At 70.8% G+C, this 12373-nt stretch carries 13 protein-coding genes; 10 read left to right on the plus strand and 3 right to left on the minus strand.

Annotated elements, in window-relative coordinates; genetic code table 11:
• The first annotated feature begins 1 nt into the window (after nt 1).
• Entirely contained in the window at nt 2–268 is a 267-nt protein-coding gene (locus ABH923_RS07460; protein WP_185276393.1) for a metal-sensitive transcriptional regulator, read from the plus strand.
• On the opposite strand, the gene ABH923_RS07465 is transcribed toward ABH923_RS07460, so the two are convergent.
• Nucleotides 252–1406, minus strand: coding sequence for a cation:proton antiporter (locus ABH923_RS07465; RefSeq protein WP_370054702.1), 1155 nt, complete (start codon nt 1404–1406; stop codon nt 252–254). The two genes, ABH923_RS07460 and ABH923_RS07465, sit on opposite strands and share 17 nt — an antisense overlap.
• A 140-nt stretch (nt 1407–1546) precedes the next feature.
• Between ABH923_RS07465 and ABH923_RS07470 the strand changes: the two genes are divergently transcribed.
• The 5 genes from ABH923_RS07470 to ABH923_RS07490 are packed head-to-tail and all read left to right on the plus strand — an operon-like array spanning nt 1547 to nt 6114.
• Entirely contained in the window at nt 1547–2932 is a 1386-nt protein-coding gene (locus tag ABH923_RS07470) for a ferric reductase-like transmembrane domain-containing protein (protein WP_370054703.1), read from the plus strand.
• A complete protein-coding gene (locus tag ABH923_RS07475) occupies nt 2929–3426 on the plus strand; it encodes an FMN-binding protein (RefSeq protein WP_370054704.1) in 498 nt (165 codons plus the stop codon). The genes ABH923_RS07470 and ABH923_RS07475 overlap by 4 nt, the downstream gene beginning before the upstream one ends.
• On the plus strand, nt 3423–4181 hold the full coding sequence (locus ABH923_RS07480; RefSeq protein WP_370054705.1) for an FAD:protein FMN transferase: 759 nt from the start codon (nt 3423–3425) through the stop codon (nt 4179–4181). Before ABH923_RS07475 ends, ABH923_RS07480 begins: the two co-directional genes overlap by 4 nt.
• A 41-nt stretch (nt 4182–4222) precedes the next feature.
• Nucleotides 4223–4891 (plus strand): response regulator transcription factor, encoded by a 669-nt coding sequence (locus ABH923_RS07485; protein WP_370054706.1) that lies wholly within the window; start codon nt 4223–4225, stop codon nt 4889–4891.
• Entirely contained in the window at nt 4888–6114 is a 1227-nt protein-coding gene (locus ABH923_RS07490) for a sensor histidine kinase (protein ID WP_370054707.1), read from the plus strand. The genes ABH923_RS07485 and ABH923_RS07490 overlap by 4 nt, the downstream gene beginning before the upstream one ends.
• 54 nt (nt 6115–6168) lie before the next feature.
• Here ABH923_RS07490 and ABH923_RS07495 read toward each other — a convergent pair whose 3' ends face one another.
• Nucleotides 6169–7092 (minus strand): S1C family serine protease, encoded by a 924-nt coding sequence (locus ABH923_RS07495; protein WP_370054708.1) that lies wholly within the window; start codon nt 7090–7092, stop codon nt 6169–6171.
• A gap of 204 nt (nt 7093–7296) precedes the next feature.
• Between ABH923_RS07495 and ABH923_RS07500 the strand changes: the two genes are divergently transcribed.
• Genes ABH923_RS07500 through ABH923_RS07515 form a run of 4 tightly spaced genes read left to right on the plus strand, consistent with a single transcriptional unit; the run spans nt 7297 to nt 11234 of the window.
• Nucleotides 7297–8385 carry an ABC transporter ATP-binding protein gene (locus ABH923_RS07500; protein WP_370054709.1) on the plus strand — a complete coding sequence of 363 codons (1089 nt, stop codon included), beginning with the start codon at nt 7297–7299 and terminating at the stop codon, nt 8383–8385.
• Nucleotides 8382–9590 (plus strand): ABC transporter substrate-binding protein, encoded by a 1209-nt coding sequence (locus ABH923_RS07505; RefSeq protein WP_370054710.1) that lies wholly within the window; start codon nt 8382–8384, stop codon nt 9588–9590. Before ABH923_RS07500 ends, ABH923_RS07505 begins: the two co-directional genes overlap by 4 nt.
• 13 nt (nt 9591–9603) lie before the next feature.
• Nucleotides 9604–10422: an ABC transporter permease gene (locus ABH923_RS07510; RefSeq protein ID WP_370054711.1), complete on the plus strand. Its 819-nt coding sequence runs from the start codon at nt 9604–9606 to the stop codon at nt 10420–10422.
• The gene (locus ABH923_RS07515) at nt 10419–11234 is read left to right on the plus strand and encodes an ABC transporter permease (RefSeq protein WP_370054712.1); all 816 of its coding nucleotides are present in this window, start codon (nt 10419–10421) and stop codon (nt 11232–11234) included. The genes ABH923_RS07510 and ABH923_RS07515 overlap by 4 nt, the downstream gene beginning before the upstream one ends.
• A gap of 71 nt (nt 11235–11305) precedes the next feature.
• Here the strand turns inward: ABH923_RS07515 and ABH923_RS07520 are convergent, their stop codons facing one another.
• On the minus strand, nt 11306–12316 hold the full coding sequence (locus tag ABH923_RS07520) for an aldo/keto reductase family protein (RefSeq protein ID WP_370054713.1): 1011 nt from the start codon (nt 12314–12316) through the stop codon (nt 11306–11308).
• Nucleotides 12317–12373 lie beyond the last annotated feature (57 nt).

The raw sequence follows: 12373 nt of genomic DNA on the forward strand, positions 1-12373 counted from the left end.
GATGGACCGGACCCCCGCCGACGTCAAGCCCGTGCTGAACCGCCTGCGCCGCGCGCAGGGTCAGCTCAACGCGGTGATCGCCGCCGTCGAGAACGGCGGGAAATGCCGCGACGTCGTCATCCAGCTCGCCGCGGTCTCCAGCGCGCTCGACAAGGCCGGCTTCCAGATCATCGCCACCGCGATGGAGAAGTGCCTGAATGACCCGGACGACACCACCGACCCGATGACCGTCGAGGAGCTCGAGAAGCTCTTCATGACGCTGGCGTAGCCCGGACCGCCCCTCCGGGCCGCCGCGCCACCGCCGCCACCGAGACGGCCGACGTGGCCAGGCTGATCAGCGCGCCGAGCAGGATCGCCCCGCCCTCCCCCGGCGCCAGCGTGTGCGTCTGGAGGCCGAGCGTCACGGCAGCGACCGGAACCCCGAGCTGCCCGGCCGAGGCGACGGCCTGCGCCCACGGGAGCCCGGCGAGCCGCGAGGCCAGGTGCGCCAGCACCGCGCCCACGCCGAGCGCGACGCCGAGCAGGATCATGGCCGGGTGCGCGATGAGCGCCCGCAGATCGAGCGAGGCGCCGAGCCACACGAAGAAGAGCGGACCGAAGAAGCCCTCCGTCATCCCGAAGAGCTGCCTCGCCAGCCTGTGCGGCTCGCCGACGGCCGACAGCACCAGCCCGAGCGCGAAGCCGGCGATCATGATCGAGAGCTGCGCGAACTGGGCGATGGCCGCGAAGGCAAACAGCACCAGCAGGCTGAGCCGCAGCTCCAGCGCGAACCGGCGGCGCTCCGAGTAGGCGTGCAGCACGCGGCGGTAGTCGGAGCGGACCCAGCGGGTCAGCGCGACCCACAGCCCCACGGCGAGCACGGCGATGACCAGCACCCCGATCCCGGCGGTCAGCGCCCTCCCCGGCACGACTATTAAGGGGAGGAGAACGACGCAGACGACGTCCGCGACGGCGATCTGCGCGACGAGCTGGGCGGCCGAGCGCTTGTCCACGTTCACGGATTGCAGCATCGGCAGCACGAGCGCCGCGGACGACGAGGCCAGCAGGACGCCGTAGAGGAGGCCGTTGCCGGAGTGCGCTACCGCCGCAAGTAGAGCGGCCAACACCGCCGAGACCGCGCCGACCAGCCCCGCGCCGAGTGCGCCGCGTGCGAGCGCAGCGCGGACGATCGGGTCGCGCACCGGCACATGCGAGCCGACGACTACCATCGTCAGCCCGAACCCGATGGAGGCCAGCAGCGTGAAGTCGTCGTTCGCCGGGTCGACCAGCCGGAACCCGGAGACGCCGATCAGGAGGCCGCCGAGCAGCTCCCCCGCCACCACGGGCACGCGCCAGATCGAACGCGCGGCCGCCAGCGGGCCGAGCAGGCCGACGGCCACCACCAGCGCCAGGAGGGCGAAGCTCATGCGGAAACCGTAGCCGCACCCGGCGGGCGACCGGCGGCGGCACCGCCGTCACGGCGCGCCGCCGCACTCCATAGCCGATCCTTAGGCCGTTCTCAGCCGACGTAAGAATCCACAAAGATTCGACCAGCATCGTTGGAGGCATGACAGAGACCTGGGCCGCGACGACGGCACCCGCGCGGCGCCCCCGTGCGCGCCGCGGCGCCGCGACCCGGCACCGGCGCGGCGCACTCACTGTGCGCATCCTGCTCGGCGCCAGCGTCATCGCCGTGCTCGGGATGTGGTGGTTCAGCGTCCCCGCGAACTTCGCCTCCACGCCCGCCAACGCCATCACCTCGCTCGGCGAGCTGAGCGGCCTGGTCGGCGCGCTGCTGGTCTGCTACCAGGTGCTGCTGATCGCCCGGGTGCCGTGGTTCGAGAACGCGGTCGGGCTCGACAAGCTGGTCTCCTGGCACCGGTCGCTCGGCGCCTCGGTCATCTTCCTCATCGTCGCGCACGTCGTCTTCATCGTGCTGGGCAGCGAGGTCATCGACAAGAGCACGCCCTGGGACGAGTTCTGGACCGTCTACTACTCGTATCCGGACATGCTCTGGGCGCTCGTCGGGACCATCGCGTTCCTCGCGGTCGGGCTCTCCAGCGCACGCCTGATCCGGACGAAGCTGTCGTACGAGGTCTGGTACTGGCTGCACCTCACGACGTACGTCGCGATCTTCCTCACCTTCCTCCACCAGCTCAGCGCCGGCGTGCACTTCATCGGTAACCCGGTCAACCGCATCCTCTGGATCGGCCTGTACCTCGGCACCGCCTCGGCCGTGCTGACCTGGCGCTTCATCCTGCCGAGCATGGACGCGTGGAAGAGCCGCATGCGCGTCATCGCGGTCGTCCCGGAGGGCCACGGCCTCAACAGCGTCTGGCTGGAGGGACCGCACGTCGACCGGCTCGGCGTCCGCGCCGGCAACTTCCTGCTGTTCCGCTTCCTCGCCTGGGGCCACCTCGGCACGGCGCACCCGTACTCGGTGTCGGCTGTGCCGGCGAACGGCCGGCTGCGCATCACCGTCGGCACCCTCGGCGACCACTCCAGCCGGCTGACCGCGCTGAAGCCGGGGACGCTCGTCTTCGCGGAGGGACCCTTCGGGCACTTCACCGCCGACCGCGCGAGCCGCGGCAAGCTGCTCCTCATCGCCGGCGGCGCGGGCATCGGCCCGATCCGCGCGCTCGCGGAGGAGCTGGTCTACCGCGGCGGCCGCCCGGTCGTCCTGTACCGGGTCAGCGCGCCGGAGCAGCTCGCGCTCCTCGGCGAGCTGCAGGCGATGGAAGGCGTCACGGTGATCCCGCTCGTCGGCCGCCGCGCGCAGCTCGGCTACGACCCGCTCGGCCCCGGCCACCTGGTGCGGATCATCCCCGACCTCCACAATTGGGAGGCGTTCATCTGCGGGCCCGAGGGTATGGCCGAGCAGGTGGAGTCCTCGCTGCGCGAACTGCGGATGCCCAAGCGTTTCATCCACCGAGAAGAACTGAGCATGTCATGAACAACAAGTCGTGGCGCGGGACCGTCCTGTTCACCATCATCCTGGTGGTGATGGGCGCCACCGTCGGCCTCAAGCTGTACGGGGTGGGCGAGCAGACCACCGCGCTGTCGTCGGCGCACGCGACCACGACCACGCCGTCGTCCGCGCCGAGCAGCACCCCCAGCGCGACGGCGACCGCCACGCCCTCCGCGTCGGCGTCGGCTCCCGCAGCCGCGGCGCCCGCGACCAAGACCGTGACCGGAACGGCCGTGGACACCCGCTACGGCCCCGTGCAGGTGAAGGTCACGTTCGAGGGCACCAAGATCACCGCCATCGACGCCATCCAGTACCCGACCGAGAGTGGCCGGGACCAGGAGATCAACTCGCAGGCCATCCCGATGCTGCAGCAGGAGGCGATGTCCTCCCAGTCGGCGAAGATCGACACCATCTCGGGCGCCACCTACACCTCGGAGGGCTACATCCAGTCGCTGCAGTCGGCCATCGACCAGCGATGAGGTTCGTCGAGACGGTCATGGGCATCCCGATGTCGATCGACATCCGGGAGACCGAGGAGCGTGTCGCAGCGGCGGCCGCCGAGCGCGCGTTCCGGGTGCTGCGGGACGCCGACGCGCTCTTCTCCGCGTACCGTCCCGACAGCGAGCTCAGCCGGGTGAACGCCCGCGGCGGCGACACGTCGGGGACGAGCGAGGACTTCGCGGAGGTCGTCGGGCTCGGCTCGGCGATGGCCGACGCCTCCGGCGGCGCGTTCCGCATCCGGCGGCCGGACGGCACCTGGGACCTCGACGGCGTCGTGAAGGGCTGGGCAGCCGACCGCGCGGCGCGCTCGCTCGCCGTGGGCGGCCTCCGGAACTTCTGCCTCAACGCGGGCGGCGACGTCGCGGTCTCCGGCAGCCCGGGCGAGGGCCGGCCGTGGAACGTGGGCGTGCGCTCCCCGGAGAGCGCCGCGGAGGTGCTCGCCGTGCTGGAGGTCCGCGACGGCGGCGTGGCGACCTCCGGCGCCTACGAGCGCGGCGCGCACATCGTCGACGGCCGCACGGACGGCGCGGCGACCGGGCTGCGCAGCGCGACCGTGGTGGCCGCCGACCTCACGACGGCCGACCTGCTCGCGACGGCCGTGTTCGCGCTCGGCGAGGACGGGATCCGCTGGGCCATGGGCAACGGCGCGCGCGGTGTGCTCGCCGTCGACGCGGCCGGCCGGCTGCTCGGGCTCGGCGAGCTGGCCTTCGCGGGAGCGGAGCAGCCGCGGTGAGCGGCGACGGGCTCGCGGGCGACCCCTCCTATACTGCGGGCATGAGTGAGCGCCGCCGGGTCCTGGTCGCCGAGGACGACAGCCGTCTCGCCGGGATGCTGGAGACGCTCCTGGTCTCCGACGGCTACGACGTCGAGCTCGCCCGCGACGGGCAGCGCGCGCTGCACCGTGGCCTGACCGAGAGCTTCGACGCCGTCGTGCTCGACCGCGGCCTCCCCGCGGTGGACGGGCTCGGTGTGCTGCGCGGCCTCCGCAGCAACGGCGTGACGACGCCCATCCTCATCCTCTCGGCGCTCGGCACCGCCCCCGACCGGGTCGACGGCCTGAACGCGGGCGCGGAGGACTACCTGGCCAAGCCGTTCGACATCGACGAGCTGCTCGCCCGGGTGCGCGCGCTCATCCGCCGGGCGTCGTCGGACGTCCCGACCGTGCGCTTCCCGGGAGGGCAGCTGGATGTCGGCAGTCGCACGGTCACGCTCGGCACCGGCGAGCGTATGGTGCTCTCGGACCGGGAGGCCAGCCTCCTCGAACTGCTGGCGCGACGGCCGGAGCAGGTCTTCTCGCGGGCCGTACTGCTGGACGAGGTCTTCGCCGACGCGGACGACCCCGGCGTGGTCGACACGTATGTGCACCATCTCCGCAAGAAGTTCGGCCGCACCCTCATCGAGACGGTGCGCGGCGTCGGCTACCGGCTGGGCGGCGTCGGATGAAGGCCGACCTCCGCGAGCTGCGCACGGCGTCGGCGCGGCTGGCCCTGCAGTTCGCCGGCATCATCCTGGCGCTGTTCGTCGTGCTCGGCGGGGTCGTCTACATCGTCGTGTCCACCGGCCAGACGGAGGCCGCCAAGCGGGCGCTGGCCGACGCGTCGCAGGTGGACTCCGTGCACGACGCGCCGCACGACCTCCTGATCACGGTCATCCTCCCGCAGGGCCGGGATGTCTCCCCCAACCTGCCGAAGGGCCTCCCCGACGAGCGCGCGCTGCAGGACGTCGCCCAGAACGGCGGGTCGATCACCGAGACCGTCGTGGCGGCGGACGGGAAGAGCTACCTGACCCAGACCGACGTGCGGCGGGGCAAGGTGGTCCAGATCTCCTACGGCCTGGCCGAGCAGCAGGAGGAGATGGGCCGCCTGCTGACCGCGCTCATCATCTCGGGCGTCATCGCGACCGTGGCCGCCGCACTGGTCGGTCTCCTGCTGGCCCGCCGGTCGATGCGCCCGATGTCGGAGGCTCTCGCGCTGCAACGACGCTTCGTCGCGGACGCGGGCCACGAGCTCCGGACGCCGCTGACGCTGCTGAGCACCCGTGCCCAGCTCCTGCGGCGCCGCCTCTCCCGCGGCCAGGACGCGGCCGCGGACGACGACGTCCGGTCGGGGCTGGACGAGATCGTGGACGACAGCCGGGCTCTGACCGAGATCGTGGAGGACCTCCTCACGGCGGCCGACCCCCGCCAGAACGCGGAGCCGGAGCGGGTCGACATCGGAGAGCTCGCCGGCGTGGTCGCCCGCTCGGCCGAAGGGCGCGCGCACGAGCGCGGCATCGCGCTCACCACGACGGCGGCGCCCGCTGCGGTGGTCACCGGCGCACCCGTCTCGCTGCGCCGGATGATCGTCGCCCTGGTCGACAACGCGCTCGACCACGCCGCGTCGCAGGTCGCGGTCGACGTCTCGACGGACCGCGGCGACGTCGTCCTCACGGTCTCCGACGACGGCCCGGGGTTCGGCGACGACCTCCGCGGCAGCGCCTTCGACCGTTTCGCCTCGGCGCGCGCGGAGGACGGCGCGGCCGGCCGCGAGCGGCACTACGGACTCGGGCTGGCGCTGGTCGCCGAGGTCGTGGACCGGCACGGCGGCCGCGTCACCGCCGCCGACCGCCCCACCGGCGGCGCCTGCCTCACCGTCACCCTCCCTCAGGCTCCGCCGAAGGGCACGTAAACGCCCCTAAAACCGCGTTTTTGGGGCGTTTACGTGCCCTTCGGCGATGGATTCTCAGGCGTCGGTTAGTTCTGTGGGTTCTACTATGGCGTCCACCAGGGCGCCGTTGCGCCAGACGGTGAGCTCCAGGCGGCGTCCGATCGTGCTCGCGATCATGAGGCGCTGGAGGTCGGCGACCGCGTGGATGCGCATGCGGTCGAGCGAGATGAGCACGTCGCCCGCGCGGATGCCTGCGAGGTCGGCCGGGCTGTCCGGCACGACCGACATCACCTGGATGCCGGTGCGCGCGCCGGCCTTGCGCGCGATCTCCGGGTTGAGCGTGATCTCCGCGCCCGCGATGCCGAGCCAGCCGCGGCGGACCCGTCCCTCGCGCATCAGGGTTTCCATGATCTGGCGGCTGGTGGCGTTGATCGGCACGGCCAGGCCGAGGCCGGTTCCGGCGACGGCGGTGTTCACGCCGATCATCCGGGCGCTGCTGTCGGCGAGCGCTCCGCCGCTGTTGCCCGGGTTGAGCGCGGCGTCGGTCTGGATCACCTCGTCCACCACGCGGCCCGACCGGGTCGGCAGTGACCTCCCGAGCGCCGACACGATCCCGGCCGTCACGCTCCCCGCGAGGCCCAGCGGGTTGCCGACGGCGACGACGAGCTGTCCCACCTGAAGCCGTGCGGCGTCGCCGAGCTCGACCGGTGCAGGGACGGGCGCGTCGGCCAGCAGCATCGCGAGGTCGGAGAGCGGGTCGCGGCCGATGACGCGTGCCCGCACGCGGGTGCCGTCCTCGAAGGCGAGGTCCACGCTCGCGGCGCCCTCCACGACGTGCGCACTGGTCAGGACATGGCCCTCTGCGGAGATGACGGTGGCGCTGCCGAGGCCGACGCCGCGTGACGTCCGTGCGGTCACAGCGGCGACCGCCGGGCCGACGACGCGCGCGACGCGCACGACCGCCGCCGAGTAGGCGTCCAGCGCGTCCGAATCCGTCATGAGACGAGTGTGCGCCTGTCGGCGGCCGCAGAGGCCTCCCGTTCGCCGACGGCTGACGGCCGCATCTCACCGCAGATTCCGCCGGTAATCCCTCCCGTGACGGGCGGAATCGACATTCCCAACAACTTTTTGCTGCGGATCCCGTAGTCATGTCAACATCTGATCGCATATGATTACGACGCCCACCGTCGAAGGAGACTGGATGTGAGCGAGCAGCCCGCCATCAGGCTGACCGGACTGACCAAACGATTCGGGACGGTCGCGGCCGTCGACGACCTCGACCTGGAGATCGCCGCCGGCGAGTTCTTCTCGATGCTCGGCCCCTCCGGCTCCGGCAAGACCACCGTGCTGCGCTGCATCGCCGGCTTCGAGCAGCCGACCTCCGGCACGATCGAGCTGTTCGGCCAGGACGTGACCGGCAAGCCCGCCGCCGCGCGCGAGGTGAACACGGTCTTCCAGGACTACGCCCTCTTCCCGCACATGAACGTGCTGGACAACGTCGCCTACGGCCTCCGGGTCCGCGGCGTCGGCCGGACGGAGCGGCGCAAGCGGGCGATGGACGCGCTCGCCGCCGTGCAGCTGCCGGACTTCGCCGACCGCAAGCCCGCCCAGCTCTCCGGCGGCCAGCGGCAGCGCGTGGCGCTCGCCCGCGCGACGGTCGTGCAGCCCAAGGCGCTGCTCCTGGACGAGCCGCTCGGCGCCCTCGACCTCAAGCTGCGCCAGCAGATGCAGGTCGAGCTCAAACAGCTCCAGCACGAGCTCGGGATCGCGTTCGTGTTCGTCACCCATGACCAGGACGAGGCGCTCACCCTTTCCGACCGGATCGCCGTCTTCAACAACGGCCGGATCGAGCAGCTCGGGACGCCGCGCGAGCTCTACGAGCACCCGAACTCCCGGTTCGTCGCGGACTTCGTCGGCACCTCGAACCTGTTCGACCGCGAGCGCGCCCGCAGCATCCTCGGCCTCGACGGCGAGTACTCCATCCGCCCGGAGAAGCTCGAACTGCACACGCTGCCGAACACCTCGGGCGCGCCGTCCGCCGCCGGGACGCTGGTCGAGTCGGTCTACGCGGGCAACAGCATCCGCCGCGTGGTGGACCTCGACGCGGGCCTCCGGATCTCGGTGCTGGAGAGCAACGACCGCACGCACCGCGCCGAGCTCGACCGCGGCTCGCGCGTGCACGTGACATGGAACGACGACGACCTCCGGAGGCTCGGCGGCGACGCGCCGGCCGACCTCCAGGACGCAGATGTACCTCGCAGCAGAGGTGTAGAAGAGAGGCAGGACTCATGATCCGTGCAACGAAGCGCGTGGCGCGCTCGGCGGCCGTCGCCGCGGCCGCCTCCGCGGCCCTCCTGGTGCTGGCCGCCTGTTCCGGCGGCGGCTCCACCGGCGGCTCGGCCGGCTCGGTTCCGAACGTCCCGATGGCGAAGAAGCTCGGGGCCAACGAGAACCAGCTCAACCTCATCGTCTGGGCGGGCTACGCCGAGGACGGCTCCAACGATCCGAAGGTCAACTGGGTGACCCCGTTCGAGCAGAACACCGGCTGCCAGGTCAACGCCAAGGTCGCGGGCACCTCCGACGAGATGGTGCAGCTCATGCGCACCGGCGATTACGACGGCGTCTCGGCCTCCGGCGACGCCACCCTCCGCCTGGTCTACGGCGGCCAGGTCGCCCCGGTCAACACCAAGCTGGTGCCGAACTACACGACCATCTCCAGCTTCCTCAAGGACAAGGCCTGGAACTCCGTCGACGGCCAGATGTACGGCATCCCGCACGGCTGGGGCGCCAACGTGCTGATGTACAACAAGGCCAGCGTCACCCCGGCGCCCGACTCCTGGTCGGCCGTCTTCGACGACGCGTCCAAGTACGCCGGCAAGGTCACCGCCTACGACTCGCCCATCTACATCGCCGACGCGGCCCTCTACCTGAAGGCGCACGACCCGTCGCTCGGGATCAAGGACCCGTACTCGCTCACCGAGAAGCAGCTCGACGCCGCGGTCTCACTGCTGAAGAAGCAGAAGACCTCCATCGGCGAGTACTGGTCGGACTACACCAAGTCCGTGCAGTCCTTCGAGTCCGGCAGCAGTGTGGTCGGCACGTCCTGGCAGGTCATCGCGAACCTCATCCAGAGCGACGGCAAGGTGCAGGTCGGCACGACCGTCCCGAAGGAGGGCTCGACCGGCTGGTCGGACACCTGGATGATCTCGTCCAAGGCGAAGCACCCGAACTGCATGTACCAGTGGATGAACTGGATCACCTCGCCGACGGTCAACGCCCAGGTCGCGGAGTGGTTCGGTGAGGCCCCCGCCCAGACGAAGGCGTGCGAGAAGACCCAGGACCCGACGTTCTGCGACCAGTACCACGCGCTCGACGCCGGCTACGCCTCGAAGATCCACTACTGGACGACGCCGCAGACCAAGTGCGTCGACGGCAGCGGCAACGACTGCACCGCGTACAGCGAGTGGGTGACCAAGTGGCAGGAGATCAAGGGATGACAGGAGTCCTGGGATGAGGGCGCGCCTGGCCTTCCTGCTCGGGCCGCCCCTCCTCTGGCTCGTCGTCATCTACCTGGGCTCGATCGCCGTCCTCCTGGTCTCCTCCTTCTGGACGGTGAACGGGTTCACGGGCGCGGTCGTCCCCACCTTCACGCTCGAGAACTACGCGACGCTGTTCACCGACCCGCTCTACGGGACGGTCGCGCTGCGGACGCTGCTCGTGGCGCTGGGGGTGACGCTCATCGACGCCGTGGTCGCCTTCCCGATGGCCCTGTACATCGCGAAGGTGGCCCGGCCGAGCCGGCGCGCACTCTATCTCGTCGCCGTGACGACGCCGCTCTGGGCCAGCTACCTGGTGAAGGCGTACGCCTGGCGCATCCTGGTCGAGCCGGGCGGGCCGATCGCGGTCGCGACGGGAGGCTACACGCCCGGCTTCGGCCTCCCGGCCACGATCATGACGCTGGCGTACCTCTGGCTGCCGTACATGATCATCCCGGTCTACGCCGGGTTCGACCGCGTGCCCGACTCGCTGTTCGAGGCCAGCTACGACCTGGGCGCGTCGACGTGGCGCACGATCAGGACGGTCGCGTTCCCGCTGGTGTTCCCGGCGATCGTGGCCGGGTCGATCTTCACCTTCGCGCTGAGCTTCGGCGACTACATCGCGGTCGGGATCGTCGGCGGCAAGACGCAGCTCCTCGCGAACCTGATCTACGGACAGCTCGTCACGGCGAACAACCAGCCGCTGGCGGCGGCGCTGTCAGTGATCCCGCTCGTCGCGGTCGTGCTCTACCTGCTCGCGGTCCGCCGCACCGGCGCTTTGGAGAACGTGTGAAGCTGCTCTCGACCCCCGCGCGCATCGTCGTCGGCCTCTGCATGCTGGTCGGCCTGGTGATCCTCTACGTGCCGCTGCTGCTGATCGTGCTGAACTCGTTCAACAGCTCACGGACGTTCTCGTTCCCGCCGCCCGGCTTCACGCTGCAGTGGTGGGTGGACGCGTTCCAGTCGCGCGGTGCGGCGGACGCGCTGGCGACCTCCGTGATCGCCGGGCTCTGCGCCTCCGCGATCGCACTGGTGCTCGGGACGATGGCGGCCTTCGCCGTGCAGCGGTTCCGGTTCTTCGGCCGGCAGAGCATCAACTTCCTGGTCGTGCTGCCGATCACCCTCCCGGGCATCGTCACCGGCATCGCGTTGGCCTCGACGTTCACGACCGTGCTCGGGCCGCTCGGCGTGACGCTCGGGATGGCGACGGTCATCATCGGCCACGCCACGTTCTGCATCGTCATCGTCTACAACAACGTCCAGGCCCGGCTGCGGCGGATGGGGACCTCCCTGGAGGAGGCCTCCGGCGACCTCGGCGCGCGCGGCTGGCAGACGTTCCTCTGGGTGACGCTGCCGCAGGTGCGCGGGGCGCTCGCGGCGGGCGTGCTGCTGGCCTTCGCGCTCAGCTTCGACGAGATCGTGGTGACGACGTTCACGGCGGGACCGGCCGTGCAGACGCTGCCGATCTGGATCTTCCAGAACCTGTTCCGGCCGAACCAGGCGCCGGTCGTCAACGTGGTCGCGGCCGTGCTCACGATCCTTGCGATCATCCCGGTGTGGCTCTCCCAGCGCCTAGCCGGCGACTCGGTCACGAGTCGCGTCTAGGCGCGCACACATTCGTGCCGAATGTCGACTCTGGATGCGCCAGAGTCGACATTCGGCACGAATCGTGGAGGCTACGCCTCGCGGTGCTGCGGCGAGCGCGTCGCCGTGTGCGAGGCGTCACGCTCGACCGCGCCGCCGAGCACCTCGTCGATGCTGCCGAGCAGCTCGGCCGGGATGGCGACTCCGGAGGCCTTCACGTTCTCGACGACCTGCTCGGGGCGGGAGGCGCCGATGATCGCGGTGGCGACGTTGTCGTTCTGGAGCACCCAGGCGACCGCGAGCTGCGCCGGCGTGAGGCCGAGCTCCTGCGCGATCGGGGTGAGCTGCTGGACGCGGGTCAGCACGTCGTCGGTCAGCCAGCGCTTGACCGCTCCCGCGCCGCCCTTCTCGTCGGTCGCCCGGCTGCCCTCGGGCAGCGGCGCGCCAGGAAGGTACTTGCCGCTGAGGACGCCCTGCGCGACAGGCGACCACACGATCTGCGAGATGCCGAGCTCCTTGGACGTCGGCACGACCTCCGCCTCGATGACCCGCCACAGCGCCGAGTACTCGGGCTGATTCGAGATCAGCTGGAAGCCGAGGTCCTTCGCCAGCGCGTGCCCGGCGCGAAGCTGGTCCGCCGTCCACTCGCTCACGCCGATGTAGAGCGCCTTGCCCTGCCGCACGATGTCGGCGAAGGCCTGCATCGTCTCCTCCAGCGGGGTGAAGAAGTCGAAGCGGTGCGCCTGGTACAGGTCGACGTAGTCGGTGCCGAGCCGGGTGAGCGAGCCGTCGATGGACTCCAGGATGTGCTTGCGCGACAGCCCGACGTCGTTGTGGCCCTTGGGCCCGGTCGCGCCGAACACCTTCGTGAAGATTTCCAGCGACTGCCGGCGCTGGCCCTTCAGGGCGTCGCCGAGCACCTGCTCCGCTGCGGTGTTGGCGTAGACGTCCGCGGTGTCGAACGTGCTGATGCCGGCGTCGAGGGCGGCCCGGACGCACGCGGCGGCGGTCTCGTTCTCGATCTGCGAGCCGTGGGTCAGCCAGTTTCCGTAGGTGATCTCGGAGATCTTGAAGCCGGAGTTGCCGAGATGTCTGAACTGCACTGTCGTTCCTTTCGAGGGGAGGTCGACTCGATCGTAGGCAGATGCGATTCAGTGGGG

Source organism: Leifsonia sp. EB41, from assembly GCF_041262565.1.
In the GTDB taxonomy this organism is placed as follows: Bacteria; Actinomycetota; Actinomycetes; order Actinomycetales; family Microbacteriaceae; genus Leifsonia.

What these genes read in the sequence shown, in the direction of transcription:
- ABH923_RS07460 (WP_185276393.1), top strand. Translation starts at nt 2, where the DNA reads ATGGACCGGACCCCCGCCGACGTCAAGCCCGTGCTGAACCGCCTGCGC.
- ABH923_RS07465 (WP_370054702.1), bottom strand. Translation starts at nt 1,406, where the DNA reads ATGAGCTTCGCCCTCCTGGCGCTGGTGGTGGCCGTCGGCCTGCTCGGC.
- ABH923_RS07470 (WP_370054703.1), top strand. Translation starts at nt 1,547, where the DNA reads ATGACAGAGACCTGGGCCGCGACGACGGCACCCGCGCGGCGCCCCCGT.
- ABH923_RS07475 (WP_370054704.1), top strand. Translation starts at nt 2,929, where the DNA reads ATGAACAACAAGTCGTGGCGCGGGACCGTCCTGTTCACCATCATCCTG.
- ABH923_RS07480 (WP_370054705.1), top strand. Translation starts at nt 3,423, where the DNA reads ATGAGGTTCGTCGAGACGGTCATGGGCATCCCGATGTCGATCGACATC.
- ABH923_RS07485 (WP_370054706.1), top strand. Translation starts at nt 4,223, where the DNA reads ATGAGTGAGCGCCGCCGGGTCCTGGTCGCCGAGGACGACAGCCGTCTC.
- ABH923_RS07490 (WP_370054707.1), top strand. Translation starts at nt 4,888, where the DNA reads ATGAAGGCCGACCTCCGCGAGCTGCGCACGGCGTCGGCGCGGCTGGCC.
- ABH923_RS07495 (WP_370054708.1), bottom strand. Translation starts at nt 7,092, where the DNA reads ATGACGGATTCGGACGCGCTGGACGCCTACTCGGCGGCGGTCGTGCGC.
- ABH923_RS07505 (WP_370054710.1), top strand. Translation starts at nt 8,382, where the DNA reads ATGATCCGTGCAACGAAGCGCGTGGCGCGCTCGGCGGCCGTCGCCGCG.
- ABH923_RS07510 (WP_370054711.1), top strand. Translation starts at nt 9,604, where the DNA reads ATGAGGGCGCGCCTGGCCTTCCTGCTCGGGCCGCCCCTCCTCTGGCTC.